The organism is Pengzhenrongella phosphoraccumulans (genome assembly GCF_045689905.1).
Lineage (GTDB): Bacteria > Actinomycetota > Actinomycetes > Actinomycetales > Cellulomonadaceae > Pengzhenrongella > Pengzhenrongella phosphoraccumulans.
In genome coordinates, this window is sequence record NZ_CP144210.1 from 4,138,470 (window position 1) to 4,163,875 (window position 25,406).

Consider the following 25,406-nt stretch of genomic DNA (forward strand, 5'->3'; position numbering starts at 1 on the left):
GTCCGGGGGCGCACTCCGGCATGGCCGGGCGCCCTGGGGTCAGGCGCGCGGCCCGACCGGCCCGAACGCCGTCAGCCAGGCGAGGATTCCGCCCTCGAGGTGCACCGCGTCGAAGCCGGCGGCGTGCGCGAGGGGCAGGACATCGGCCGACCGAGCACCGGACCGGCAGTGCAGGATCAGCGGGCGATCGCGGTCCAGGACGTCCCAGGCGGAGCCGTCGAGGAACTCGCCGCGCGGCACGAGGCGCGCGCCCGGGATGGCGGCCTCGTCGTGCTCGTGCTGCTCGCGCACGTCCACGAGGTCGAAGTCGTCGGTCCCGCGGGCGCGGTCGGCGAGCCGCTCCGCGAGCCGCTCGGCGGAGATGAGGTCGACGGCGGCCACCGGGGTCGCGGGCGCCACGGCGCACGTGACCGCGATGTCCGCGAGCGGTCCGATCGGGGCGCGGTGCGGGTCCGCGTGCACGGGGATCTCGCGCCAGCGGGTGCTCAGCGCGTCGAAGGTGAGGAACCTGCCGAGGAGGGGTTCGCCGATGCCGGTGATCAGCTTGACGGCCTCATTCGCCATGACCGAGCCGATGGCGCCGCACAGCACCCCGAGCACGCCGCCCTCGGCGCAGCTGGGCACGGTGCCCGGCGCGGGCGGCTCGGGGAAGACGTCGCGGTAGTGCACCCCGGTGTAGCCGTGCCCGGCCGGCGGGTCGGCCCAGAAGAGCGTCGTCTGGCCGTCGAACCGGTAGATCGAACCCCACACCAGGGGCAGGCCGAGGAGCACGCAGGCGTCGTTGACGAGGTAGCGCGTCGCGAAGTTGTCGGTGCCGTCGACGACGAGGTCGTACCCCCGCAGGGTGTCGAGCGCCGTGGCCGCGTCCAGGCGCAGGTCGTGCACCTGGACGTCGATCAGCGGGTTGAGCCTCTCGACGGCGTCGCGCGCGCTCGCCGTCTTGCGTCGACCCACATCGGCGGTGGAGTGCAGCACCTGGCGCTGGAGGTTCGAGCTGTCGACCTCGTCGCAGTCGACGATCCCGAGGGTGCCGACCCCGGCGGCGGCGAGGTACAGCAGCACGGGCGAGCCGAGCCCGCCGGCGCCGACGACGAGCACGCGGGCGTTCTTCAGGCGCCGCTGGCCCTGCGACCCGAGCGCGGGCAACGTGACGTGGCGGGCGTACCGGTCGAGCTCGGCTGGGGTGAGCTCAGCTCCGGGCTCCACGAGCGGCGGCAGGGGCATTGCGGTCCTCTCGAAAAGAGCGGTCGAGCCGGTCGGCTCACGGTAACCCGCGCTCCGGGTCGAGGCGGCCCGGGGTCAGACCAACGGCAGGATCTGCTCGCGCACCTGCTTGCGCAGCACCTTGCCGAGCATCGACCGGGGTGTGTCCGTGATCTGCACGATCCGGCGGGGCACCTTGTACGCCGCCAGGTGCTCGCGGCAGTGCGCTCGCAGCGCGGCCTCGTCCAGCACGGCGTTCGGTTCCAGCTCGACGGCCGCGACGACCATCTCGCCACCTCGCTCGAGCGGCTTGCCGACGACGGCGGCGTCGCTCACGGACGGGTGCAGGCGCAGCACCGCCTCGACCTCCGAGGGGGAGACGTTGAAGCCTCCGGTGATGATGAGCTCCTTGGCCCGGTCGACGATGGTGGTGAACCCGTCCTCGTCCACGGTCACGATGTCGCCAGTGCGCAGCCAGCCGTCCGGAAGCAGCGTCTTGGCGGTCTCCTCGGGCTCGTTCCAGTAGCCCTGGAACACCTGGGGGCCCTTCAGCAGCAGCTCGCCGGGCTGCCCCTGGGCGACCTCGTTGGTGGGGTCGTCCACCTCGACGACCTTCATGAGGGTCGACGGGAAGGGCACGCCGATCGTGCCGGTGCGGCGGGTCGGGTGGAACGGGTTGCCCAGGGCGACGGGGGAGGACTCGGTCATGCCGTACCCCTCGACGAGCAGCCCGCCCGACACCGACTCCCACAGCTCCACGACCTGGTCCGGCAGGTTCATCGCGCCAGAGATGCAGAACTTGCACGAGCGCAGCGAGACGCCCCGCTCCTTGGCGAGCATCGCGGTGCGCTCGTAGATCGGCGGGACCGCGCAGTAGACGGTCGCGGGCGACTTCTTCATCGCGTCGAGGATCATGCCCGGGTCGAACTTCGGGAAGAGCACGATCAGGGCCTGCTTGCGTATCCCGTAGGTCAGGGAGAGCGTCATGCCGAAGGCGTGGAACATCGGCAGGATCGCGTAGAAGATCTCCTTGCGGTACTCGGCGCCGTGCATCCAGGCCTCACCCTGCAGGGCGTTGGAGTACAGGTTGAAGTGGGTGAGCATCGCGCCCTTGGGTCGGCCGGTCGTGCCCGACGTGTACTGGATCGCGGCGAGGTCGTCGACCGACGGGCGCGGGTGGGTCGGGTCGATGCGGCCGTGGCCGAGGAGCTGCTCCCAGCTGATCGTGCCGGGCGCGGCGCAGGTCAGCGCCTCGCGGGTCTCGCGCAGGCGCTTGACCGGCAGGTGCAGCGCGAGGCGCTTGAGGGTCGGGAACGCCTGCAGGAGGTTGACCGCGACGACGTGGTCGATCTCGATGTCGGCGGGGAAGGCCCGGACGGCGGCGACCGCCTTCTCCCAGGCCACCACGACGCGGGCCTGGTGGTTCTCGAACTGGTGGCGCAGCTCACGCGAGGTGTACAGCGGGTTGTGCTCCACGACGACGGCGCCGAGGCGCAGGACCGCGTAGAACGCGACGACGTGCTGGGGACAGTTCGGCAGGATGAGCGCCACGCGGTCGCCGGCTCGCACGCCGAGCAGGCGCAGGCCCTCGGCCGCCTGGTCGACCTGCTCGCCGAGCTCGGTGTACGTCGTTCGGCGCCCGAAGAACTCCATCGCCGGGTGGTCACCGGCCTCGGCAACCGACGTCTCGAACATCGCGACGAGCGACTCGGTCGGGAGCTCGATCTGGGCAGGGACGCCCGGCTGGTAGTTCTTCACCCAGGGCTGCGACACGGTGTTCGGCATGCCCTCATCCTCCCGCGGTCCTGGCGGCGCTGGTCAGGACGTCGGCCCGAGGGAGGACCTCGCGACTCACGCCCGCTTCGCCCGCGCGGTCCGTTCGAGGGCGAGTCGGTGCACGACGGCGTCTCGACGCTGCAGTCGCTGCTCGTCGTCGGGCAGGAAATCGTCGAGGTCGGGCGCGGGACGTGCCGGCTCGGCAGGGGCGATGTTGACGACCAGGGTGGCGCCCGGCTCGGTCCGGCGGTCCGCCGCCTGGCGTTGTCGCGTGATCCCCCCTGCGGACCACGCGACGGCGGTCGACCGCCTCGGCAGCTGGGCGGCAGGAGCGGACACCCTTTGATTCAGCCATCCTCGGACCACCGCAAGCCGGGATTCGTCGTCCGGAGTTGTCCGGTCATCGCCACGAGCCACGAGCGCGCTCAGCCGCAGATGTCCGGGCGAGCGACGTCACCCGCGATCCGGTCCCACTCGTTTCCCGTGATGGCCACGCCGCGCGCCGCGCTCGCGCAGATCTCGCCCTGGGCATCGTCGAGGCTGGTGTTCCAGATCTGGACGGTCCGGTCACCGCCGGCGCCGCTGACGTGGCGACCGTCCGGGGAGAAGTCGACCCCGTAGACGGTGCCGTCGATCCCCTCCAGGCTCGCCCACCGCACGGGTGCGCTGCGGTCGGTCAGGTCCCAGAGCCGGACGGTGCCGTCCGTCATCCCGGCCGCCAGCATCAGCGCGTCGGGGCTGAAGACCACGTTGCTCGCGTACCCGTCGGCCCAGAGCAACGGGCGGCCGAGCGGCGTCGGCGCGGCGCGGTTCGTGACGTCCCACAGCCAGATCGACTTGTCGTTCCCGCTCGCGGCGATCGTGCGCCCGTCCGGGCTGAAGGCCGCGCTGTACACGTAGCCGACCGGCCCGGTGAGCGGCTCGCCCACCATGCGCGGTGCGGCGAGGTCGGTGACGTCGACGAGCAGCACCTCGCCCGAGAGCACCGAGGCCACGAGCGTCGTCGCATCCGGCGAGAACGAGGCGGTGTACACAAAGCCGCCGAGGTCGGCCAGGGTCGAGGTCGGTGCGTCCGGGATGCCGTGCGACAGGTCCCACAGCGTGATCGAGGTGTCGTCCGAGGCGACCGCCAGCCGGGTGCCCGAGCCGTCGAAGGTCACCGCATCGACCCAGTTGTTGTGCGGCTGCAGCGACTTGAGGAAGACCGGGTGGGTCGGGTCCTGGATGTCCCAGAAGTGCAGGCCGCCGCTCTGATCCCCGGCCACGACGAGCGACAGGGCCTGCGAGACGTCGACCGCGCCGTCGAGGCGGGCCGTCCCCGGCGGGTCGGTGAGGCTGAGCAGCGTGGGGTTGCCGGGGTCGGTGGCGTCCCACAACCGGACGCCGTCCGTCGTGCTGGTCGCCAGCATGGTGCCACCGAAGACCCCCTGGCCGGGGATCGACGAGAACCCCGAGAGGGTGGGACCCGGGTAGGTCCACTGCCGCACGACGCCGTCGGCCGCTCCGGTGAACAGGCTGCGGCCGTCGGCCGACCAGGTGCCCGTGAGAAGCGTGGACGGGTGGGCGAAGGACTGGGCGACCGTGCCGGTGGCCGTGTGCCAGACCCACAGGCGTTTGTCGGAGCTCGCGGCGGCGAGCAGGCTGCCGTCGCTGCTGAACGCCACGTCGTTGACCCAGGACGCCGCCCCCGTCAGCACCAGCCCGGCGACCGGGGCGGCCGGGGTCGTGAGGTCCCACAGGTGGACCAGGGAGTCCGACGAGCCCGCGGCGAGGGTCGCACCGTCCGGGCTGAAGCCCAGGGAGGTGATCTTCGCGCCCGCGCCGGTGAAGGGTGCGGCCAGCACGAGGGGATCGGTCGGATCGGTGACGTCCCACACCGCGATGAGACCGTCGGACCCTGCCGCGGCGAGCACTGTCCCGCCCGGGGACACGGCGATCGCCTGGACCGTTCCGACGAACGCCGCGAGAGAGGACACCTGGACGTAGGCGTCGTCCACGGTGCGCCGCCAGAGCTGGACGCTGCCGTCGGCGGCCGCCGCGACGAGAAGGTCGCCGTCGGCGCTGAAGGTGACGTCGAAGAGGGTCGAGGTGACGCCTGCGTCGTCGATGGTGACGGCGACCGGGTGCTCGACGTCCGTCACGTCCCAGACGCTGGGCTGGCCGCCGTCGCCGGCGGTCGCCAGGTGCTTGCCGTCGGCGCTGAAGGCGACGTCGTACAGCGTGGTGTCCTCGACGGACACGTCGGCGAGCTGGTGCGGGTCGTCGCCCGTCGACCAGAGCCGGACGCGGCCGGCCTCGGTGCCCACCGCGAGGATCGCCCCGTCCGGGCTCACCTCGAGGGAGTTGACGACGCCGTCGACCGCGACGATGCGGGTCACGGTCTGGCCGCCTGAGGCGCTGAGCAGGGCGGTGCGCGCCTCGACCGTGTCGGCGGTGAGATGCGCCGCGACCGCGACCTGCCCCGCGAGGGCCGGGTCCGTGGCGGCCAGCGCCCGGGCGGTGACCGCGAGCTGGCGCGAGACGGCGAGGTCGCGATCCTGCATGACGGCGCGATTCTGCGCGAGCAGGACCCCGGAGAGTCCCGCCGTGCTCAGGGCAAGCACGGCGAGGCCCGCCGCGAAGAGGCGCAGACGATGCGTGGACCGGCGCCGGCCGGCGGCCCGTCGCGCCTGCAGGGCCCGGCTCTGGTCGAGGAACTCCGACTCGACCGTGGCAAGGCCGACGGCGTCGCCCGAGCCGCCGACCCACGCGAGCGCGGTGTCAAGAGCCACCCCGCGGTACAGCAGCTCTGGGTCTCGGTCCGCGTGCAGCCATTGCTGGACGGCCTCGGTCAGCCGGCTGTGGGTGCGCAGTCCCTCGCGGTCGGTGTCGAGCCAGGACCGCAGCCGCGGCCAGGCGGTGAGCAGAGCCTCGTGCGCGAGCTGGATCTGCCCGCGGTCGGAGGACAGCAGCCGCGCCTCGACGTAGGCCGCCACGACCCCGGACTCGGCCGGTGAGGCGAACTCGGCGCGGTCGGCGGGTCGGCGGGTGTCTGCTGCGCCGGCGCGCACGTGCACCAGGCGAAGCAGCGTCGGGGCCTCGACCGCGAGCTGCTCGGGCGTGAGACCGGCGTGCACGGCCTCGGCCGTCTGGGCGATCGCGCCGGCGAGGCCGCCGACCTCGCGGTACTGGGCGAGCGTCAACCGGCGCCCGGGCGTGGTCAGCCAGCTCACGTACAGGGCGTGCGACAACAGGGGGAGCGCGCCCGCCTCGAGCCCGCTGCCGGATGCCGATCCGGCGCTCGCCTCGGCGACCAGCACCTCGACGAGGGAGTCCTCGATCTCGACGCCGGCCACCCGGGCGGGCTCGACGACGACCCGCCGCAGCGCGTCGATCGACAGCGGGCCGACCAGCACCTGGTTGACGGCGAGCCATCGGGCGAGCGGGTCGACCTCGAGCACGCGGTCGAAGAAGTCGGCGCGCAGGCCGAGCACGATGACGATCCCGTCGTTGTGCAACGCCGCGAGGTCGGCCGCGAACCGCGCTGCGACACCCGTGGGGTCGGCCGAGAAGACCTCCTCGAACTGGTCGACAACCAGGACGACACCGCTCACCACGGCCTCGTCCGCAACCGTCCGGGCCAGCGTGGCGCAGGGATCCGGGCCGGGAGTCGTCACGACGACCGCTCGCCCCTGGGCCAGCAGCGTCGCGGCGAGCCCCGCGCGGAGCAACGACGACTTGCCCGAGCCCGAGGACCCGATCACGACGAGCGGGGTCGACGGTCCGGCGGTCACCCGGGCGACCAGAGACTGCGTCAGCCGCTCTCGACCGAAGAACAGGTCCGCGTCCTGGGGCTGGTAGGCCGCCAGCCCGAGATAGGGGGCGAGGGCGGTCGCGGGCCGGGGTCCGGGCGCGCGCCGGAGCCGGTTCACCGCCGCGACCCAGGCCGGGATGTCCCTGCCGGGCAGGCCGAGCTGGTCCAGGACACGCACGAACTGGTCGAGGGTGGACAGGCCCGGGAGGTGGCGACCGGAGAAGTAGCCGCCGGCGGTGGCGACGGGCAGGTTGGCCGCCCGCGCGACGTCTCGTACGGTGAGCCCGCTCCGCTCCCGCAGCGCGGTGAGCGCGCCGGCCAGATCGTCGCGGGTGGCGAAGATCGCAGGGTCGGGGTAGCCGCGTTCGACAACGGGCACGGGGGTCCTTCCTCGGCGCAACATCCGACGGCGAGGGCGGATCGCACCCGAACGCATCCCGACCGCCCCCCGGGCCGGGATGCAAGGATAGTCGGCCGCAGCGCACTGACCTGCACAGAGGGTCGGCGGGGGACCGCACCTGGGATGGTCAGGCCGTGCGACTCAGCTGACGATGTCCTTGCGCTGGAACCGGGACCACGCGAGGGCGAAGAAGACAGCCGAGTAGACGAGGGCCACCCCCGTGCCGCGCAGCATGTCGTCCCAGACGATGTGCTGCCCGAGCGCATCCAGCCACGAGTACTGGAAGTGGGTCGGCAGCAGCACGCGGTACGGGTCGAGCGCCGTGATCGAGTCGAGGATGTTCGACACGACCACGAGCATCGTGGCGCCGCCCACCGCGCCCAGGGGGGCATCGGTGAGCACGCTGAGGAGGAACGCGAGCGCCGCCACGAGCAACGACTGGATGCAGGCGTACGCGACGACGACCCCGAGCCGCTGGAGGGCGACCCCGGTGGTGAAGGTGCCGCCGAGCGGTGACTGCCCCGGTGCCCAGCCGAACGAGATGCCACCCACGAGGTAGGACCAGGTCGGGAGCAGCAGGTTGGCGCCGAAGCTGAGGCTGAGGGCGACGAAGAGCTTCTGCCGCAGCAACCGGGCCCGGGGGACGGGGATCGCGAGCAGGTAGCGCAGGGACGACCAGCTCGCCTCGCTGGCCACGGTGTCGCCGCAGAACAGGGCGACGACGACGACGAGGAGGAACCCGGCCGCGGCGAACTCGGTGAAGAGCGCGAAGTTGGTCGCGCCGCTGGTGGCCAGGCTCACGAGCGCCGACCCCGACCCTGACCCCGAGGCCCCCTGCCCGCCGCCGCCGGACCCGGTCGACGACGAGACCCGGAACGCGAGCGCGATGACCACGGGCAGCACCAGCAGGACCAGCCCGGCGAGCTGGGTGCGCCGTCGTCGCAGCTGGCGGGCGAACTCGACGCTGACGCGCAGGGTTCGTCCGGGTCGGAACCCGTTGTCGCGCACGGCCGCGAGCTGCATGAGCCGGTCGTGGACCCCGCGTCGGGTGGGTGCCGGTCGCAGCTCCGGGCTGTCGGCGATCGAGTGGTCGCTCATTGGTCGGATCCCACCATCTCGATGAAGATGTCCTCCAGGGCGCGCCGTGCCGGCACGGCCTGGGAGTCGACGCCGGCGGCGGACAGGATCTTCTGGGCGCGTTCCGGGTCGGTCACAGCGAGCTGCATGGCTCCCGCGCCGGCGATCTCGGCGACCGACCCCACCGCGACGAGCGCGCCCTTGTGCATCACCACGACATGGCTGCAGGTCTGCTCGACCTCGGCGAGCAGGTGGCTCGAGATCACGACCGTTCGGCCGGTCGCCGCGTACCGGCGGAGCACCTCGCGCATCTCGGCGATCTGCAGCGGGTCGAGACCGTTCGTGGGCTCGTCGAGCACGAGCAGCTCGGGGAGCCCGAGCATCGCCTGCGCGATCGCGAGGCGCTGCTTCATGCCCTGGCTGAAGGTCCGCACGCGCCGGTCGACGGATGCGCCGAGGCCCGCGATCTCCAGTGCCGTCTCGAGCTCGGCATCCTGTTCGGGTCGTCCCGTCGCGGCCCAGAAGAGCCGCAGGTTCTCGCGTCCGGACAGGTGCGGCAGCAGCCCGGGTCCTTCGATGAAGGACCCGATCCGGGACAGCACGGGGGCCCCGGCCTCCACCAGCTCACCGAACACGCGCACCGTGCCCGACGTCGGTCGGATCAGTCCCATGAGCACGCGCAGCGTCGTGGTCTTGCCTGCCCCGTTGGGACCGAGCAGGCCGACGACCTGCCCAGCCTCGACGCGGAAGCTCACACCGTCGACCGCGCGGTACCCGTCGCCGTACTCCTTGACCAGGTCGTCGATGGCCACCGGGACGCCGGCCAGCTCCGCGACGACGCTGCGCCGGCGCCGTCGGCGGACCGAGGCGAGCCAGGTCCCGAGGATCATCGTGGTCATGGCGGCCAGCCCGGCGGCCAGCCAGAGCCACGGCTGCCCGGTGCGCACGAAGCGTCCGTCGAGGGTCGCCACGGTCACCGTGGGGTCGGCCAGCGCGATCGTGTAGCTGCGCGGCGAGAGGGGCAGTGCGTAGGCGAGGTCGGTCGTCGCGACCTGCACCGCCAGGTGGTCACCGGCCGGCACGTTCTCCACGACCCAGGGCAGCGCGACGGTGACTGTCTGGGGCACGTCGGGTGTGAGACCGGTGAGTCGAACCGGCGCCACGAGGCCGGACGGGAGCGTGTCGGACCCGTCCGCACCGAGGTGGTGGAGGCTGACGAACAGCGTGGCGTCGGCCGCATCCGGGGAGCTGATCTGCAGCGACACGGTAGAGGACCCGGCTACCAGTCGACTTGTCTCCAAGGGTGGCGTGTCGAAGGTCGCGACCTGGCCGGGGATCGCGGACAGGCTCGGTGTCCCGCTCAGGCCGGCGGCCGTGCCGAGCAGCCCGCCGAGCCCCGGGACGGAGGTGACGGCGGCCGGGCTGCCGCCTGCGGGGGCGTAGATCGTCTGCGGCTCGCCGCTCAGGGGCGCGGCCACCGTCTGGTCGCTGACGTAGCCGCCGTCGAGCTGCAGGCTCTGGGACACCGTTCGGCCCGTGGTCGCGGAGATGCCGGAGCCGGGCACGGTCACCTCGAAGGTGGTGTCCGGCCGTCCGGTTCCCCGCAGCACCGGGTCGAACCAGTTCTCGAGGTTCTGCACCAGCTCGGTGCGCGAGGTCCCGCCGTCATGCCCGCCGGCCCGCCAGACCACCTTGACCGGGGTACCGGTTGCGGCGATCGCCCGGGCGTTCGCGTCCGCCTGCCCGAGCGGGAAGAGCGAGTCGTCCTCGCCCTGGCTGAGCAGGGTCGGGGCGGTGATCCGGTCGAGGACGCCGGCCGGGCTGGAGGCCGCCAGCAGGGAGAGGATCGCAGCATCCGGCACGCCTGAGGTGGCGGATCGCTGGTAGGCGGCGCACAGGTCGGGATCGAACCGTCCGCAGGCCCCGCCGACCTGGCCCGCGGCCGAGGCGAACAGCTGGCCGGCCCAGAGCTTCTTGAACACCCCGGGCTCGGTCCCGGTGCCGTTCGGGAACAGCGCCTGAGACAGGTCGTTCCAGGTGATGTCCGCACCGATCGCGTCGACGCGCGGGTCGAGGCCGCCGAGCAGCAGCGCGAGGCCGCCCCCGTAGGAGGACCCCGCCACCCCGACGCGCGGATCGCCGGGGGAGTCCGTTCTCACCTGTGGCAGGGTCGCCAGGTAGGAGACCAGCGCGCTGGCATCGGCGACCTCGTACGTCGGGGCGTCCAGATGGATCAGCCCGCCCGACCGGCCGAAGCCCCGCGCGGTGTACGCGAGCACGACGTACCCGTGCTCCGCGAGCGAGCGCGCCTGCGCGTCCAGGTCGGCCTTCGACCCGCCGAACCCGTGCGCCAGCAGGACCGCCGGCGCCGGTGTCGTCGCGGGGAGGTACACGGTCGTGTCCAGCTCGACGGCGGCTCCCGCCTCGGGCACGCCCGCCACGAGCTGCGACCGGGTGGCGATCGCTGGGCCGGACCGGAGGTCGGCCGCGACGAGGGCACCCCCGGCAGTCAGCACCGCAACGACCGCGACGACCACCCAGCGCGTCCGACGTCGGCGCGTCACGGCCACATCCCGGGGTGTCGCGTCGATCCACCGGCCGCGATCGGCAAGCTCATGGCGGTGGACCTCCCGATCGGGACTGCTCAGGTGCCGGCTTCAGGGCCGTTCACGCCGTGAGGGCCGCGGGCGGCTCACTAGCGTGCGAGGTGGACCTTATCTCTCGAATCACGCTCGTGACCGTCGTTATGCCCTCGGCTCATTCCGCGTTCGGCGCGAACGGCAGGGGGCACGATGATGGTGTGATCCACCCCGTCACGGACCCGTCCGCCCTGCCGTCGCCCGAGACGGCAGCCTCGTTGCCCCGGGCGGCGCGCGCCGCGCTCGCGGTCGGCAGCGACTGGCTCGGGAGCTGGCAGCCGACCTCCGCGCTGGTGGTCGTGGCCGTCCTCCTCGTCGCACTCACGATCGTTCGCAGCATGCCTCGGCGCGGCTGGCTGAATCGTCGCCCGGGTCGTCGTCGGCGGTGGCCCGCGGTCGTCGGCGCGGTCGTCACGCTGGTGCTCGCGGGGGGCTTCGCCGTGAACACCCAGGTGGGCTACGTGCCGAACACGTCTGCTGCCTGGCTCCTGATGACGGGCGACCGCACGGTGGCGCGGGCGGGCACGGGGGAGCTTCGATCGCGCACGATCGCCGTGCCGGCCGCTCTCCGGATGCCGGCGTCGGTGACCTGGGTCTACACGCCGCCCGGCTACGACGCCGCTGCCGGTGTGCGGTACCCGGTGGTCTATCTCCTGCACGGCACGCCGGGTCAGTCGTCCGACTGGAGCACGGGGGGTGACATCGCCCACGTCATGGACGTGCTGATCGCCGAGGCGCTCGTGCGACCGATGATCATCGTCGCGCCGGAGGTCAACGGCGCCGGCCAGGACGACTCCGAGTGCCTCAACTCCACCCGCGGCGGTTCCCAGGTGGAGACCTACCTCAACGACGTCGTCGTGCACTGGACCGACGCGAACTACGCAACCCTGGCGGACTGGCAGCACCGGGTGATCGGCGGGATGTCGTCGGGGGGCTTCTGCGCACTAGATCAGGGGCTGCGGCATCCCGAGCTGTACGGCTCGATCATCGCGCTGGAGCCGTACGGTGATCCGGGCTCGGGCGGGCGAGCCATGCTCTCGACACCGGCCGAGCTCGCCGCCCACTCGCCCGCGCTCTACCTGCCGACGATGACGTTCGCGCACCCGGTCGCGGCATTCCTCGACGTCGGTGGGCTGGGCGGCGGGGGACCGGGCAGCGCGGTCGCACCGCTGGTCGCGCAGCTGCGCGCCCGCGGTCAGGACGTGCTGTTCCGGACGGAGCCGCACCAGACGCACAACTGGACCATGGCGCGCCTCGGGATCCCGTACGGTCTCGTGTTCGTGTCGGAGCACATGCCGACCTGACCTTGCGACGGGGGACACGAAAGACCATGAGCCCGCCTGACGCGACACTGCCCTCGCGCCGCCTGCCGAGGGGGCTCGTGGTCTGGTTGCTCGCCGTGCTCGCCGCCGGCGGGTTCGCGCTGCTTGCCGTGACGACATCCGGGGCCGGGCGCGCGGTCCCGAGCTCGATCCCGGTCGCGACCGCGACGGAGGGTTCGGCAGCGGTCGGTGCGGTGTTCGTCGACGGGTCCGACGGGCCGCACGACTGCACGGGCAGCGTGATCAGCTCCGCCGCCGGCGACCCCGCTCTAGCCGACCGTGGCGACATCGTGCTGACGTCGGCCCACTGCCTGAGCGGGACGGGCAGCGACGTGACGTTCGCCCCGGGGTACCGCGCGGGTGCGGCGCCCTTCGGGCGATGGGACGTGGCGGCCGTCTACGTCGACCCGCGCTGGACGTCCGATCAGGATCCGCAGCACGACTACGCCTTCATGGTGGTGGCCGCCCAGGTGCACGCGGGGCGCAGCGTTCGCCTGCGGGACGTCGTGGCGGGCAACCCCCTCGGGGTGGCGCCTGAGCCGGGCAGCCTCGTCGAGGTCCTCACCTACGCCGATGTCTTCGACGCCCGCCCGATCACGTGCACGACGGCGACCTACTCGTTCGCCGGGTACCCCGCGTTCGACTGCGACGGCTACACCTCGGGCACGAGCGGCGCGCCCTGGCTGACGCGCGACGAGGGGCACGTCCCGGTGGTGAGCGGGATCATCGGCGGGCTGCACGCGGGGGGCTGCCTCGATTACACGTCATACAGCCCGGTGTTCGACCGCGACACCCTGGCCGTCTACGAGCGTGCGGTGAGCGGGGCGACCCCCGATCGGCTGCCGACCCCGCACGGCAGCGACTGCGGGTGATGCCCCGCGGCCGCGGTCACAGGTGCGCCTGGTCGAGCGCGCTCTGCAGCGACCGCACGTAGCCGTCGCTCGTGTACGTCGCGCCGGAGACCATGGCGATCTTGGCGGACTGCGCCGCGACCGCTTCCTGGTTGAGGACGGGGACGGCGTACTGCTTGACCTGCTCGTCGTAGCCGTTCCCGGACGGGAGCTGGATGGCCTCGGCCGCGGTGACCTTGCTTCCCGCGACCGTGATCCGCACCTGGACCGGACCGTACGGGGTCGAGGAGGCGTCGCCGTCGTAGGTCGCGGGGGTGTTGGCCGCCGGGGCGGCACCGGCGGCCGGAGCAGTGCCGGGAGCCGGCGCCGCCCCGCCCGACCCGAGCGTCCCCCCGATCGACCCACGGTTGAGGCTCGTCGAGTAGGACAGCAGGAGAACCAGCCCGGTCAGGGTCGTCCCGAGGGCGATGACGATGCGGCGCATGGTCTGCTCCGTTCCTGCGCGCACGAAAGGAATTCTCGGGATCACCCTTGCGACGATGTCTGGGACATACCTGGCCGCCACCTGTGTACGACCCCTGAATGCGGTGCGGTGTGGCGGCGCCGGGTCCGGTCTAGAGGCCGAACGCTGCGCCGAGCGAGGGCGCGTCGTGGGCGTCGTTCGGCGCGGGTGAACCGACGAGATCACTCATCCACCGGGTCCAGGACGCGTGCGTGAGTGCGTCGTCGACGACCTGGCCGTCCAGGCTCGGCGCCGCCACGACCGTGAGCACGGTGTTGTCGCTGCTCCGTTCCGCCTCGTCGAAGGTGACGACCACCGCGAGGCGCCCGGCGCGCCAGTCGGGTCCCTGCTGCACCTGGGTGACCCACGCGTCGACCCACGCGTCCGCCGTTGCCAGGGGGCAGTCGTGCGCGTCGTTGCACAGGTCGGGGACGACCATGCCCACCTCGGGCAGGGTGCCGGCCGCGATGTCGTCCGTCAGGGGTCCCGCCGCGTGGGTGCCGAGCGGGACGTCGTCGACCCGGCACGCCTGGCGGGACGACGCGTCCGCGAAGTACGCCCAGGGGTTGTGCTTGACCGCATAACGGCCGTCCTTCGTCAGGGCGCAGTTGGTCGGCATGCCCTCGGCGTACGTCCGGGCCGTCCGTCCTGCGGCGAGTGCGAGATCGAACACGGAGGGCCCGGAGACGGGGTGGTCGGCGGGCGGTGCATCGTCGGTCACGGCGAACGTGGAGCCGCCCGCCATCGAGAGGTAGTTGGGCAGAGAAGGGTGCGTCTCGGCGCGGTAACGCGACGTCTGCCCGTAGGTGTCGGCGAGCTTCATCAGGTCGGGCATCCCGGCTCGCACCGCGTCCGTGCCGTGGTTCTCCAGCACGATGGTCAGCACCTTCGTGATCGTCACGCCCGGGGTGGCCGGTACCGTCGCCGTTGGTGCCGTGCTCGGGGCCGCGGTCGAGGCCGAGCCCGGAGCCGGCGAGAGCTCGACCTGGGCCGCGCCGGGGGACTGTCCCCCTGCTGCGCACGCGCCCACGGTGGCGAGCACGGTGGCGACGATGGCGGCGCCGACGAAAGGCTGACGTCGACGGTGCCCGAGCGGACCGGAAGCGGCGATGAACCTCATCTGGCCACCCAATCACACGGGCGCGGTCAGTGGTCGGGTGAGCCCTTCGGTGCGGGGATTCGCGGATCGTCCTGGTCGTACTCGGTGAGGCGGTACCCGACACCCCGCACCGTCTGGAGGGTGGCCCGGTCCCAGGGTCGGTCGATCTTGTTGCGGAGGTAGCGCACGTAGACGTCGATGACGTTGGAGTCGCCGTCGTAGGCGAAGTCCCACACGTGGTCGAGCAGGTAGGTGCGGGTCAGGACCTCGCCCGAGTGGCGCATGAGCTCCTCGAGGAGCGCGAACTCCTTCGGGCTAAGCGTGATCGGGTCGGCGCCGCGGCGGACCTCGCGGCTGACGGGGTCGAGAGTGAGGTCGCCGACCTCGAGCACGACCGGTCGTTCGCGCGGGTCGGACCGCGTGAGCGCGCGCAGCCGCGCGAGGAGCTCGTCGAGCGCGAACGGTTTGGTGAGGTAGTCGTCCGCGCCCGCGTCGAGCCCCGCCACCCGGTCGGGTACGGCGTCCCGCGCGGTGAGCATGAGCACGGGGGCCCAGCGTCCTTGCGCGCGCATGCGGCGCAGCACCTCGAACCCGTCGGGTGCGGGGATCATGACGTCGAGGATCACGGCGTCGAAGTCGTTCTCCAGGGCGTTCCACAGCGCATCCTCGCCCGTGCCGGCCACCACCACCGAGTACCCCTGCTTGGCCAGTGCGCGCGAGAGGAACGAGGCCATGCCTGGGTCGTCCTCGACGACGAGCAGTCGCATGTCCGCCAGCATAGGAGCGCGGGCCACCGCCGCATCGGTGCGCCGGGGTGCCGTCTTCGCGATCGACGGGGACGGGGCAGTGCTCGGGTGCGAGCTGGTCCAGATGGTCATCGGGATCTCCTGACAGGGGAGTCGGTGGTGATCCCAGAATGTGCGCGGGTGGATGAGAGCTCGATGAGAGCGAGGCGACCCGCCCCTCAGCCGTCGAGGTTCTGGGGCAGCTGGATGCGGACGGCTGCGCCCCCGAGGGCGCTGTCGTTCCCGGCCGTCACCGACCCGCCCGCGGCGTGCACGATCGCGGCGACCAAGGACAGGCCCAGCCCCGCCCCGGCGGTCCGGGTCCGAGCCGGGTCCGCACGCGAGAATCGGCCGAAGGCCGCCTCGGCGAATCCTGCCGGGAAGCCGGGTCCGTCGTCCTCCACAGACAAGGCCCAGTGCGCGTGGTGGTCACCGGGTTTCGCGGCAGCCCGCAGGACGGCTGTACGAGCGCCCGCCGCGGCCGCGTTGACCACCAGGTTGGCGAGAACCTGCTCCAGGCGGGGCTCGTCGCCGCGTACCTGCAGCGCGGGGCAGTCGACCGAGAGCTCGAGGCCGGTCGCGCGGTGCAGGCGCCGGACCGTGGCGTGCAGGAGCCCGCGGACGTCCACCACCTCGCGCCGTAGCTCGAGGGTTCCGGCCCGTTCCCGGGCGAGCACCAGCAGGTCTTCGCTCAGCTTCGAGAGGCGCTCCGCCTCGGCGAGCGCCGCGCGCAGGCTCTCCTCGACACCGGGGCCGTCGGCGAGATCGGACAACGCGAGCTCGAGCTCGCCGCGGATGACCGCCACCGGGGTTCGGAGCTCGTGCGAGGCGTCGTCGACGAAGGCGCGCTCGTTCTCGAAGGCCACCGCGAGCCGGCTGAGCATGGCGTCCAGGGTGGCGGCGAGCTGGGCGATCTCGTCGTCGCCCGGGACCACCGTCAACCGGCGTCCGGTGTCCTCGCCGGCGGTGATGCTGGCGGCCTCCCGGGTGAGGTCGGCGACCGGCTGCAGGGCCGCCCGGGCGACCCGGTTGACGGTGGCTGCCACCAGCAGCAGCAGCAGCGGACCGGCGACGCCCAGGCCGACCAGCAGGCGGTCCGCGGCGCTGTCTCGCAGCTCGAGGGAGGTACCGACCGCGAGGACCCTCCCGTCGGGGAGGGTCTGCGCGAGTACCTGGAGCGTCTCGGATCTGCCCGGCAGGTTCACGTCCTGGGTGAGCACGAGCTGCCCGCCGGCCGGGACCTGGCGCTGCTCGGGGACCAGGCGTTGGCCGTCGCGGAGCGACGGAGAGCTCTGGACCGCGCCGCCGTCGTAGAGCTGGGCGAAGGGTTCGGCGGCCAGCGCGGCGGCGCCGTCCATGCTGATCGTCGCCTCGAGGTCCGCCGCCCGCGCTCGCAGCCCGGCAACGACCGCTGCGTCGACCTGGTGAATGACGATCACGTACAACGCCGCGAGGAGCGCCACGAGGGCGATCGCGCTCGCCCCCGTGGCGACCACGGTGAGCCGCGTCGCCAAGGACCGTCGCCAACCAGGACCGTTCATCGCGCCGACCGTACAGGAGCGGTGCGTGCCCGGCGCGGACGAGGATGACGACTCTCATCGTCTTCTCATGGGCCGGGTGTCAGGGTGGGGCAGTCGGGAGAACCCGCTCCGCGAGAGGGCCGAGAGGACGGACGACCATGAGGACAGCGACCGCGCACGACAGCACGTCCACGGGGGTGCGGATCGTCCGGGCACGAGCCCCGCGACCGTCCCGCCTCGCCGTCGCAGGTTCCCCGCCCGCGCGGATTCGGCCCACGCACGAGCTCGACCTCCAGCCGACCCGGCGGGACGTCCCCGCACCGTTCTTCGGCGAGGGGGGACCCGCCGTGCAGCCCGGGACGCGCCTACCGGCGAACGTCGACGGCACCTAGTGCGGCAGGCCGGCTGATCGCGTGGTGGCGGGCGCTGGTCGCACTTTCGCGTACTCACGCCAGATGAGCCACAGGATGACCGCGTCGAAGAGCGTGAGCGCCACCATCCCGAGCGAGAACCTCACCACGATGCTGTAGATCTGGAACAGCATCAGCAGGCCCAGGGTGATCAGCGAGAACGGGTACGCCCACAGCTTGTTGCGCAGGATGCCGATGACGGCGATGAGCTTGATGGCCGCGTGGACCCAGAGGTACGCGATCGCGAAGGCCTTGTTGCCCGAGCTGAAGTGGTCGGCCGAATGCAGGATGAACGTGGCTATCCGGTCGTGCGGGTCCTCGGCGATCTCGCGCTGGGTGATGAAGCTCAGCAGACCGGCGAGCGATGCCGGGCTGATGAAGAACAGCAGCAGACCGGCCAAGAGCTCGAGCGCTCCGGACACGCCCTTGAGCAGGAGCCCACCTTCGAACACCTTGTCGAGCACGGATGCCGGGCGGAACCAGCTCATGCGGACACTGTAGGTCGACCGGGAGCGGGTGGGGACCCGTCAGAAGGGGTTCAGGAGGCGGTGCAGGAACTGGCGGGTGCGTTCGTGCTGCGGGTCTCGGAGCAGCTCGCGCGGGTCTCCCCGCTCGACGATCCTGCCACCGTCGACGAACGCCACCTCGCTGGCGACCTCGCGCGCGAACTCGAGCTCGTGCGTGACGATCACCATCGTCCAGCCTTCGCCGGCGAGCTCCTTGATCAGCCGCAGCACGTCCCCGACGAGCTCCGGGTCGAGCGCGGACGTCGGTTCGTCGAACAGCAGCAGCTCGGGCCTCAGCGCGAGGGCGCGCACGATCCCGACCCGCTGCTGCTGCCCGCCCGAGAGCTCGTGCGGGTAGCTCCCGGCCTTGTCCGTCAGCCCGACGCGATCGAGCAGCGCGAGCGCCTCGGCCGTCGCCTCGGCCCGGGGGCGTCGTTGCACGACGACGGGCCCTTCCGTCACGTTCTCCAGGACGGTCTTGTGCGGGAAGAGGTTGTAGTGCTGGAACACCATCGCGGAGCGGTCGCGCAGCGCGGTCAGCTGCTGCTTGGAGGGCGTGCCGGCGAAGTCCAGGGACAGCCCGCCGGCCAGCTCGATCGTGCCGCCGTCCGCGGTCTCCAAGCCGTTCAGGCAGCGCAGGATGGTGGTCTTGCCCGATCCGGACGGGCCGATCAGGGCGAGGACGCGGCCGCGTGCGACGGTGAGGTCGATGGAGTCCAGGACGCGGTTCGTCCCGAAGCTCTTCGCCAGGCCGCGCACGGTCAGCACGGCCCCGCTGGGCATGGGATCAACGGGCGACATAGCGGTCCAATCGTTTCTCGAGCACGCTCTGCGTGGTGGACAGTGCGAGACAGATCACCCAGTACACGAGCGCGGCCTCGAGGTAGAGCAGCATGAACTCCTGGCTAAACGCGGCCACCTGCTGCGCCTCGCGGAACAGCTCGGTGACGAGGATCAACGAGGCGAGCGACGTGTCCTTGACCAGGCTGATGAAGGTGTTCGACAGCGGCGGCACCGACACCCGGGCCGCCTGCGGAAGGATGATCCGGGTCAGCGACCGCCGTCGGGACATGCCGATCATGTAGGCCGCCTCCCACTGCCCCTGGGGCACGGACAGGATCGCGGCCCGGATGACCTCGGCGGCGTAGCCCCCCACGTTGAGCGAGAAGGCCAGCACCGCGCTCGGCCACGGGTTGATGAGGATGCCGATCGACGGCAACCCGTAGAAGATCACGAACAGCTGCACGAGCAGCGGGGTGCCGCGCACGATCGAGATGTACCCGCGCGCGAGGTTCGCCAGCCACCGGTTCCCGAGAGCCGCATCAGCGCCAGGGTGAGCGCAAGCAGCAGGCCGAGCGCGAACGAGATCAGCGACAGCGGGATCGTCCCGGTGAGCGCGCCCCGGACCAGTGGCCACAGGGAGCTGCGGAACAGCTCGCCCGCGGACGGGTTCATCGTCGGGAACCCGGCCGGACTATTTCGACACGTCCGTCCCGAAGTACGTCGTGGAGATCTTCGCGAGGGTGCCGTCCGCGCTCAGGCTCGCCAGCGCGTCGTCGACCGCGTCCGCCAGCTCGGTGCTGCCCTGCGTGAAGGCGAACGCGCTCTCGGACCGCTCATCCGTCTCGGCGGCGATCTTCAGCCCCGCGGCGCCGGTCTGGGTCTTGTAGTCGAGGTAGGTCAGCTTGTCGTTGACCGTGGCGTCCACGCGCCCCTGCTCGACGAGGGCGACCGACTGCGCCCAGCCCTCGACGCCCTGCACGGTGGCGCCGCTGTCGGTGGCCAGGGTGTACCAGTTGCTCGTCAGGGACTGGGCCGTCGTCTTGCCCGCGAGCGTGGCGAACGACGTGATGGACGTGTTGTCGGACGGGACCACGATCACGCCGGTGGAGTAGGTGTACGGCGCGGAGAACAGGTACTCAGCCGTGCGCTCAGGGGTGATCGAGACCTGGTTCGCGATGACGTCGAACCGGCCGGCCTGCAGGCCCGCGAAGATCGCGTCCCACTGGGTCTCCTCGAAGGCGACCTTGACCCCGAGCTTGTCGCCGACAGCCTTGATGACCTCGACGTCATACCCGGTCAGCTCGCCCGAGCCGTCCTCGTGGAACGAGAACGGGCGGTAGGTGCCCTCCGTGCCCACGGTCAGCGTGCCGGCCTTCTGCACGGCGGCCAGCGAGTCGTCGGTCGTTCCGGCCGGGCCCGTGGGCTCGGCGCTCGACGGCGAGCACGCCGCCAGGGCCAGGGTGATCGTCGCGATCGCGGCGAGGCCGCCGAGGGCCTTCGTGGAGTTCTTCATGGGAGTCCTTCCAGACAGTGGGGCCCGGGTCGGGGCCGGTACGACAGGGGAGCGGGGCGCCGGGTGGTGCCGTACGCGAGGAGGAGGCCGAGACGCGAGGGATCGGCAGGCAGGCGCGGGCACACAGCAGTGCCCGGGGCGGTGCGCACGGGGGTGGGACGCTCGGCTGTCCCCGATGGCCGACGCCCGCAAGGGCTCGGCCGTTCGCTCAGCTCAACAGCAGGAGCGGGTGCCCCGACAACACGCCGGCGCCGCGGCAGGAGCCGTAAGCGGGCGGGCGGTGAGGTGACGGGACATAGGCACAGTTCACCACAACCTGGGCTCGGGTCGATCCAGCGCACCCGAAAGACCCGGTCGATCCCGGCGGGACTTGCGCCCCTGCAAGCAAGTGAGCGGACGCGGCCCGCGATACTGGTCGTATGGCCACCCGACCGGATCGCGTTCTCGCTCTTCTCGTCGGAGCCATCGTGTTCCTGGCCGTGGTCGCGGGGGTGGTCGTGGCGAACAGGTCGGCGCCCGACGTCGACCCCGGGACGCCCGAGGGCGTCGTCCAGCAGTACCTGCAGGCCTTGGTCGACGGCGACTACCCGGCGGCGGCGGATCTGCTTGCGCCGTCGTCCGGGTGCGACCTGTCGGACGTGTCGGCCGCCTACGCGCCCGGTTCCGCGCAGGTCGTGCTCAAGGGCACCGCCGTCGACGGCGACCGCGCGGTCGTGACGGTCGACGTGACCGAGGGTGCGGGCGACGATCTGTTCGGCTCCTCGGGGTACTCCCACACCGAGCGGGTCACGGTAGTGCGGGACGACGGGGCCTGGAAGATCGCCGGGTCCACCTGGCTGCTGTACTCCTGCGGCGTGACGAAGGGCTGACGATGTTCTTCGGGCTGATCTTCTCGATCCTCACCCTCGTGGTTCCGATCGTGCTGGTGATCTGGGCGGTGCGCCGCTTCGGCGGACGGTCCGGCGCGCCGGGTGCCGACGCGCACAGCGTCCGACGGTTCTTCCAGTACCTGTTGCTCTACGTGCTGATGATCGTCGCCGCCGTCGGCCTGTCCGAGCTGCTCGGCCTGCTGTTCTCTCCGCCGGCGCTCGCGGGGGACGACCGCACGACTCTCGCGCGGGCCTTGACGTTCACCGTGTTCGGCCTGCCGATGTTCGCCCTGCTGGCGGTCTGGTCGCGACGCCGGTTGCAGCAGGACCCGGACGAGGCGCGCTCGCTCGGCTGGGCCTTCTATCTCACCGTCGCGCCGCTCACCGCCCTCGTCGTGGCGATGGTCGCGCTGCACGCCGTCGTGGCGACCGCGCTCGCCGAGCAGCGACTCGACGGGATCGCGCTGTCGCAGCTCGTCGTGTGGGCGCTCGTCTGGCTGGCGCACTGGCTCGTGGCCGGCCGATTGCTGGCCGCCGAGCGTCGGCAGGCGCAGCTCGTGCTCGGATCGCTCATCGGGCTCGCGACGACGGTGGCGGGGCTGGTGCTGCTCCTCGGCGCGTCGGTCGATGCCCTGCTCGTGGACCAGGCCAACACCCTGCTCGTCGGGACGCGGAACCCGCTCGCCACGGCGGCCGCGACCGTCGTCGTCGGCGTGCCGGTCTGGGTCGTGTACTGGTGGCGCGGCCTGGCTGCGTCGCAACGCGGCGCGCTGTGGTTCGGCTACGTGCTCCTCGCTGGGGTCGGCGGGTCGCTGGTCCTGGCCGTCGTCGGCGCGAGCGTCGCGCTGTACCAGGTGCTGGTCTGGTTCGCCGGTGAGCCCGCCTCAACGCAGGCCACCGTGCACTTCGATGGCACAGCGACAGCGGCCGCGTGCGTCGTCGTCGGCGGCGCGACCTGGTGGTACCACCAGCAGGTGCTCGCGGCCGCGACCCCGGAACGCACCGAGGTGACCCGGATCTACGAGTACCTGATGTCCGGGATCGCGCTGCTCGCCGCCGCTGTCGGCATCACGCTGGTGGTCGTCGCGCTCGTCGAGGCCCTGGTACCGGTCGCAGCGGTCGAGGTCGGCACCTCGGTGGCCAACTCGCTGCTGGCCAGCGTGACGCTCCTGCTCGTGGGCGGCCCGTTGTGGTGGGTGTTCTGGTCGCGCGTGGGGCGCCAGGCGCGGACCGGCGACCCGGCAGAGCTCGCCTCGCCCACCCGGCGGATCTACCTCTTCGTGCTCTTCGGCCTCGGCGGGGTCGCTGCGGTGGTGGCGGTGCTGGTGGCCGCGTTCCTCGGGATCCAGGGCACGCTGCAGGACGGGTTCAGTGCCCAGGTGGTCCGCGCCATGCGCGTCCCGGTCGCCATCCTGCTCGCGACCGGCGCGATCTCCGGCTACCACTGGACGGTCTACCGGGACGACCGCGCGCGGCTCCCGGCGCCCGAGGCTCGTCGCGGCCCGCGCTACATCGTTCTCATCGGCGCGCCCGACGACGACCTGCGTCGCGCGGTCGAGCGCGTCACCGGGGCACGCGTGGACCTGTGGGTGCGCGCCGACGGGCTGGCCCCCCGGTGGGTGGTCGACGATGTCGTGGCTGCGGTGCGCGCGTGCGCGACCGACGCCGTCACGGTGGTCGCCGGACCGGCCGGGCTCCGGACCGTCGCCATGCAGCGGCCCTAGGGCGCGCCGGGTCGTGGATCAGGGCGAGTCCTCGCCCTCGAGGGTGGACGGGCCGCCGATCGGCTGGCCGAGCTCCCGGGCCCGAAGCAGCCGGCGCACGAGCTTGCCGCTGCGGGTGTGCGGGAGGTCGTCGACGAACGTGAGCTCGCGAGGGGCCAGGTCAGCACCGAGCTTCGAGCGGCCGAAGCCGATCAGCTCGCGCTCGAGCGCGGCGTCGGGAGTGACGCCCGGGTTGAGCACCACGAACGCCTTGACGATCTCGCCGGCAAGCGGGTCGGGCTTGCCGATGACGCCGGCCTCGCCCACGGCGGGGTGCTCCAGCAGGGCCCTTTCGACCTCGAACGGTCCGATGAGGCGGCCGGCGGACGTGATGACGTCGTCGGACCGGCCGAGGAACCAGAAGTAGCCCGGCCTCGTGCGCGATGTTGAGCCCCTCGCCCTGGGGCAGGTTCACGTGCTCTCCGGGCGCCACGACGACTGCGACGTCACCGCGGCGGATCCGCTCGACCTCGGACCGGGGCTGCGACATATCGGCGCCTCCTGGGGGAAGTCCGGTCATCTCCACGGTCCGCTGACCTCGATCGCGCGGGCAGAGTCCAAGGTCCCGGCCAGGGCACGCCGGCGGGGCGGTGCGAGGTTCTGCGCGCGCACCCGAGCCCGCTGGATTGTTTTCACATCACATTCGAGGAAAACTACACTCGTGCTCCCTGCCCCGATCGACTCCCGTACTCACCGCGTGCTGTCCGGCGTCAGTCGAGTCGCGGTGCTCGAGGTGGTCCGCTCCGACGGCCCGCTCGACGTCCAGGCGATCTCGCAGCGGGTGGGCCTGCACCCGAACACCGTGCGCGCACATCTCGACCAGCTCATGGAGGCCCGGCTCGTCGAGAGCTCGGTCAGCCCGCGGGCCACCCCGGGTCGCCCCCGCCTGAACTTCGCGGCGGTGGCGGGCACGGTGGCGGACCCCGCGGACCCCTACCGCATGCTCGCCGGCCTCCTTGCCGGCGCGGTCGGGGCGAGCGTCCCGGCGCCCGGCGCGGTCGCCGCGGACCTCGGCAGTCGCTGGGGCCACCAGGCCGTCCGGGTCGGGGGCCCAGGCGGCGAGGTCCCCGACGGCAGCGGGGTCGACGACGACGTCGTCGTCGATCGCCTGTGCGCGTTGCTGGTGGCCGTCGGTTTCGAGCCCGCCGTCGCCGAGGTCTACCCCGAGGCCGGCCGGGACGTGCCGGGCAGCCGCGCCGCGGACGGCTCGACGCTGATCGAGCTGCACCGGTGTCCGTTCGGCGACGTCGCACGCGAGCATCGTGACGTCGTGTGCGGCGTCCACCTGGGTCTGATGCAGGGGGCGCTCGAGCAGCTGCACGCGTCGACCACGGCGGTCCGGCTCGAACCGTTCGCGCACCCCGACCTGTGCCTGGTCCACCTCACCCCCAAGGCCGCCGGCGTGCAGGTCGCGCTGTGACCGCCTCGGACGCCGTCGGGCAGTCTGGCCGGCTGGAGGACACCCGCGGCCGGGCGCTGCGGGACCTGCGGATCTCCGTGACGGACCGCTGCAACTTCCGGTGCACGTACTGCATGCCCAAGGAGGCTTTCGGTCGTGACCATGCCTTCCTGCCGCGCGCCGAGCTGCTCACGTTCGAGGAGATCACCCGACTGGCCCGGATCGCCGCCGCGCACGGGGTCGCCAAGATCCGGCTGACCGGCGGCGAGCCGCTGCTGCGCAAAGACCTGCATGTGCTGGTCGCCGACCTGAGCGCCCTGCGGACGCCGCAGGGGGACCCGCTGGACATCGCCCTGACCACGAACGGCTCGCTGCTCGCGAACAAGGCCCCCGCGCTGAAGGCCGCCGGCCTTGGCCGGGTCACCGTCTCTCTCGACTCGCTCGACGACGCGACCTTCATGGCGCTGAACGACGTCGCGTTCCCCGTGTCCACGGTGCTGGACGGGATCCGGGCGGCGGCCGAGGCGGGGCTCGGCCCGGTCAAGGTCAACATGGTCGTCAAGCGGGGCCACAACGACCACGACCTCGTGGCGATGGCGCGTCATTTCAAGGGCACGGGCGTGATCCTGCGGTTCATCGAGTACATGGATGTGGGTGCCACGAACGGCTGGCAGATGGACCAGGTGGTGCCTTCCGCGGAGGTGCTCGCGCGGATCGACGCGGAGCTGCCCTTGGAGCAGGTCCCGCCCGCGTACGCGGGTGAGGTGTCGGTGCGGTGGCGCTACCGGGACGGTGGCGGCGAGATCGGTGTGATCTCCTCGGTCACGGGGGCGTTCTGCGGTGCGTGCACGCGGGCGCGGATCTCGACGGACGGCAAGCTCTTCACGTGCCTGTTCGCCACGCGTGGGCAGGACCTGCGCGCGCTGCTGCGGGCCGGGGCCTCGGACGAGGACCTGGCCGCCGTGATCGGCGGGATCTGGCGTGCTCGCTCGGACCGGTACTCGGAGCTGCGCGGGCACTCCACGCGTCGGCCGCCGACGCCCGACGGCCGGGTCGAGATGTCGTACATCGGGGGCTAGGCGACGAGGGCGATCAGGCGCTCTGCAGCTGCTGCGCAAGAGCGGTCGAGGGTCCCGGTGCCGCGGGACCCGAGTAACCCGCAGGGGGTGATGCCCGTCTCTCCTCGCCGCTGTGAG

Annotated in this window: 22 protein-coding genes and 1 pseudogene; 8 read left to right on the top strand and 15 right to left on the bottom strand. The window is 72.2% G+C overall.

Annotated features, from left to right (window positions below):
• Positions 1 to 39: 39 nt before the first annotated feature.
• From moeB to VTA80_RS19145, 6 genes are all read right to left on the bottom strand, one after another.
• Positions 40 to 1,224, bottom strand: coding sequence for a molybdopterin-synthase adenylyltransferase MoeB (gene moeB, locus VTA80_RS19120; protein ID WP_407342659.1), 1,185 nt, complete (start codon positions 1,222 to 1,224; stop codon positions 40 to 42).
• Between the two features lie 75 nt (positions 1,225 to 1,299).
• Positions 1,300 to 2,988, bottom strand: coding sequence for a long-chain-fatty-acid--CoA ligase (locus VTA80_RS19125; protein ID WP_407342660.1), 1,689 nt, complete (start codon positions 2,986 to 2,988; stop codon positions 1,300 to 1,302).
• Between the two features lie 66 nt (positions 2,989 to 3,054).
• On the bottom strand, positions 3,055 to 3,318 hold the full coding sequence (locus VTA80_RS19130; RefSeq protein ID WP_407342661.1) for a hypothetical protein: 264 nt from the start codon (positions 3,316 to 3,318) through the stop codon (positions 3,055 to 3,057).
• A gap of 86 nt (positions 3,319 to 3,404) precedes the next feature.
• Positions 3,405 to 7,151 (bottom strand): helix-turn-helix domain-containing protein, encoded by a 3,747-nt coding sequence (locus VTA80_RS19135; RefSeq protein WP_407342662.1) that lies wholly within the window; start codon positions 7,149 to 7,151, stop codon positions 3,405 to 3,407.
• 162 nt (positions 7,152 to 7,313) lie between these two features.
• Positions 7,314 to 8,270, bottom strand: a complete 957-nt coding sequence (locus VTA80_RS19140) for an ABC transporter permease subunit (protein ID WP_407342663.1) — start codon at positions 8,268 to 8,270, stop codon at positions 7,314 to 7,316.
• Entirely contained in the window at positions 8,267 to 10,813 is a 2,547-nt protein-coding gene (locus tag VTA80_RS19145; RefSeq protein WP_407342664.1) for an alpha/beta fold hydrolase, read from the bottom strand. The genes VTA80_RS19140 and VTA80_RS19145 overlap by 4 nt, the downstream gene beginning before the upstream one ends.
• Positions 10,814 to 11,049: 236 nt before the next feature.
• On the opposite strand from VTA80_RS19145, the gene VTA80_RS19150 reads away from it, so the two are divergent.
• Together VTA80_RS19150 and VTA80_RS19155 are read left to right on the top strand one after the other, a co-directional pair.
• A complete protein-coding gene (locus tag VTA80_RS19150) occupies positions 11,050 to 12,192 on the top strand; it encodes an alpha/beta hydrolase (RefSeq protein WP_407342665.1) in 1,143 nt (380 codons plus the stop codon).
• Positions 12,193 to 12,218: 26 nt separating this feature from the next.
• Positions 12,219 to 13,082 (top strand): trypsin-like serine peptidase, encoded by an 864-nt coding sequence (locus VTA80_RS19155; protein WP_407342666.1) that lies wholly within the window; start codon positions 12,219 to 12,221, stop codon positions 13,080 to 13,082.
• A 16-nt stretch (positions 13,083 to 13,098) separates the two neighbouring features.
• Here VTA80_RS19155 and VTA80_RS19160 read toward each other — a convergent pair whose 3' ends face one another.
• The 3 genes from VTA80_RS19160 to VTA80_RS19170 form a co-directional block, all read right to left on the bottom strand.
• Positions 13,099 to 13,569, bottom strand: coding sequence for an FMN-binding protein (locus VTA80_RS19160; protein WP_407342667.1), 471 nt, complete (start codon positions 13,567 to 13,569; stop codon positions 13,099 to 13,101).
• 106 nt (positions 13,570 to 13,675) lie between these two features.
• Complete coding sequence (locus tag VTA80_RS19165; protein ID WP_407342668.1) at positions 13,676 to 14,683, bottom strand: alkaline phosphatase family protein; 1,008 nt, start codon at positions 14,681 to 14,683, stop codon at positions 13,676 to 13,678.
• Positions 14,684 to 14,709: 26 nt separating this feature from the next.
• Positions 14,710 to 15,429, bottom strand: a complete 720-nt coding sequence (locus VTA80_RS19170; protein WP_407342669.1) for a response regulator transcription factor — start codon at positions 15,427 to 15,429, stop codon at positions 14,710 to 14,712.
• On the opposite strand from VTA80_RS19170, the gene VTA80_RS19175 reads away from it, so the two are divergent.
• Entirely contained in the window at positions 15,428 to 15,553 is a 126-nt protein-coding gene (locus VTA80_RS19175; protein ID WP_407342670.1) for a hypothetical protein, read from the top strand. The genes VTA80_RS19170 and VTA80_RS19175 overlap by 2 nt on opposite strands.
• 73 nt (positions 15,554 to 15,626) lie before the next feature.
• Here the strand turns inward: VTA80_RS19175 and VTA80_RS19180 are convergent, their stop codons facing one another.
• Positions 15,627 to 16,988, bottom strand: a complete 1,362-nt coding sequence (locus VTA80_RS19180; RefSeq protein ID WP_407342671.1) for a sensor histidine kinase — start codon at positions 16,986 to 16,988, stop codon at positions 15,627 to 15,629.
• A gap of 137 nt (positions 16,989 to 17,125) precedes the next feature.
• Between VTA80_RS19180 and VTA80_RS19185 the strand changes: the two genes are divergently transcribed.
• Positions 17,126 to 17,359: a hypothetical protein gene (locus tag VTA80_RS19185; RefSeq protein ID WP_407342672.1), complete on the top strand. Its 234-nt coding sequence runs from the start codon at positions 17,126 to 17,128 to the stop codon at positions 17,357 to 17,359.
• Here VTA80_RS19185 and VTA80_RS19190 read toward each other — a convergent pair.
• From VTA80_RS19190 to VTA80_RS19205, 4 genes and pseudogenes are all read right to left on the bottom strand, one after another.
• Positions 17,356 to 17,865 (bottom strand): DUF2127 domain-containing protein, encoded by a 510-nt coding sequence (locus VTA80_RS19190; RefSeq protein ID WP_407342673.1) that lies wholly within the window; start codon positions 17,863 to 17,865, stop codon positions 17,356 to 17,358. The genes VTA80_RS19185 and VTA80_RS19190 overlap by 4 nt on opposite strands.
• A gap of 39 nt (positions 17,866 to 17,904) precedes the next feature.
• A complete protein-coding gene (locus VTA80_RS19195; protein ID WP_407342674.1) occupies positions 17,905 to 18,684 on the bottom strand; it encodes an amino acid ABC transporter ATP-binding protein in 780 nt (259 codons plus the stop codon).
• A pseudogene (locus tag VTA80_RS19200) lies at positions 18,671 to 19,338 on the bottom strand (amino acid ABC transporter permease). Before VTA80_RS19200 ends, VTA80_RS19195 begins: the two are co-directional and overlap by 14 nt.
• A 19-nt stretch (positions 19,339 to 19,357) precedes the next feature.
• Positions 19,358 to 20,179, bottom strand: coding sequence for an amino acid ABC transporter substrate-binding protein (locus tag VTA80_RS19205; RefSeq protein WP_407342675.1), 822 nt, complete (start codon positions 20,177 to 20,179; stop codon positions 19,358 to 19,360).
• A 419-nt stretch (positions 20,180 to 20,598) separates the two neighbouring features.
• Between VTA80_RS19205 and VTA80_RS19210 the strand changes: the two genes are divergently transcribed.
• Together VTA80_RS19210 and VTA80_RS19215 are read left to right on the top strand one after the other, a co-directional pair.
• Positions 20,599 to 21,048 carry a hypothetical protein gene (locus VTA80_RS19210; protein WP_407342676.1) on the top strand — a complete coding sequence of 150 codons (450 nt, stop codon included), beginning with the start codon at positions 20,599 to 20,601 and terminating at the stop codon, positions 21,046 to 21,048.
• Positions 21,049 to 21,050: 2 nt separating this feature from the next.
• Complete coding sequence (locus tag VTA80_RS19215; protein ID WP_407342677.1) at positions 21,051 to 22,772, top strand: DUF5671 domain-containing protein; 1,722 nt, start codon at positions 21,051 to 21,053, stop codon at positions 22,770 to 22,772.
• Between the two features lie 18 nt (positions 22,773 to 22,790).
• Here VTA80_RS19215 and VTA80_RS19220 read toward each other — a convergent pair whose 3' ends face one another.
• Positions 22,791 to 23,144: an AMP-binding enzyme gene (locus tag VTA80_RS19220; RefSeq protein ID WP_407345818.1), complete on the bottom strand. Its 354-nt coding sequence runs from the start codon at positions 23,142 to 23,144 to the stop codon at positions 22,791 to 22,793.
• A gap of 328 nt (positions 23,145 to 23,472) precedes the next feature.
• On the opposite strand from VTA80_RS19220, the gene VTA80_RS19225 reads away from it, so the two are divergent.
• Together VTA80_RS19225 and moaA are read left to right on the top strand one after the other, a co-directional pair.
• Positions 23,473 to 24,231: a helix-turn-helix transcriptional regulator gene (locus VTA80_RS19225; protein ID WP_407342678.1), complete on the top strand. Its 759-nt coding sequence runs from the start codon at positions 23,473 to 23,475 to the stop codon at positions 24,229 to 24,231.
• A complete protein-coding gene (moaA, locus tag VTA80_RS19230; RefSeq protein WP_407342679.1) occupies positions 24,228 to 25,289 on the top strand; it encodes a GTP 3',8-cyclase MoaA in 1,062 nt (353 codons plus the stop codon). Before VTA80_RS19225 ends, moaA begins: the two co-directional genes overlap by 4 nt.
• Positions 25,290 to 25,406: the final 117 nt, after the last annotated feature.

What these genes read in the sequence shown, in the direction of transcription:
- moeB (WP_407342659.1), bottom strand. Translation starts at nt 1,224, where the DNA reads ATGCCCCTGCCGCCGCTCGTGGAGCCCGGAGCTGAGCTCACCCCAGCC.
- VTA80_RS19125 (WP_407342660.1), bottom strand. Translation starts at nt 2,988, where the DNA reads ATGCCGAACACCGTGTCGCAGCCCTGGGTGAAGAACTACCAGCCGGGC.
- VTA80_RS19140 (WP_407342663.1), bottom strand. Translation starts at nt 8,270, where the DNA reads ATGAGCGACCACTCGATCGCCGACAGCCCGGAGCTGCGACCGGCACCC.
- VTA80_RS19155 (WP_407342666.1), top strand. Translation starts at nt 12,219, where the DNA reads ATGAGCCCGCCTGACGCGACACTGCCCTCGCGCCGCCTGCCGAGGGGG.
- VTA80_RS19165 (WP_407342668.1), bottom strand. Translation starts at nt 14,683, where the DNA reads ATGAGGTTCATCGCCGCTTCCGGTCCGCTCGGGCACCGTCGACGTCAG.
- VTA80_RS19175 (WP_407342670.1), top strand. Translation starts at nt 15,428, where the DNA reads ATGTCCGCCAGCATAGGAGCGCGGGCCACCGCCGCATCGGTGCGCCGG.
- VTA80_RS19170 (WP_407342669.1), bottom strand. Translation starts at nt 15,429, where the DNA reads ATGCGACTGCTCGTCGTCGAGGACGACCCAGGCATGGCCTCGTTCCTC.
- VTA80_RS19180 (WP_407342671.1), bottom strand. Translation starts at nt 16,988, where the DNA reads ATGAACGGTCCTGGTTGGCGACGGTCCTTGGCGACGCGGCTCACCGTG.
- VTA80_RS19185 (WP_407342672.1), top strand. Translation starts at nt 17,126, where the DNA reads ATGAGGACAGCGACCGCGCACGACAGCACGTCCACGGGGGTGCGGATC.
- VTA80_RS19190 (WP_407342673.1), bottom strand. Translation starts at nt 17,865, where the DNA reads ATGAGCTGGTTCCGCCCGGCATCCGTGCTCGACAAGGTGTTCGAAGGT.
- VTA80_RS19195 (WP_407342674.1), bottom strand. Translation starts at nt 18,684, where the DNA reads ATGTCGCCCGTTGATCCCATGCCCAGCGGGGCCGTGCTGACCGTGCGC.
- VTA80_RS19205 (WP_407342675.1), bottom strand. Translation starts at nt 20,179, where the DNA reads ATGAAGAACTCCACGAAGGCCCTCGGCGGCCTCGCCGCGATCGCGACG.
- VTA80_RS19210 (WP_407342676.1), top strand. Translation starts at nt 20,599, where the DNA reads ATGGCCACCCGACCGGATCGCGTTCTCGCTCTTCTCGTCGGAGCCATC.
- VTA80_RS19215 (WP_407342677.1), top strand. Translation starts at nt 21,051, where the DNA reads ATGTTCTTCGGGCTGATCTTCTCGATCCTCACCCTCGTGGTTCCGATC.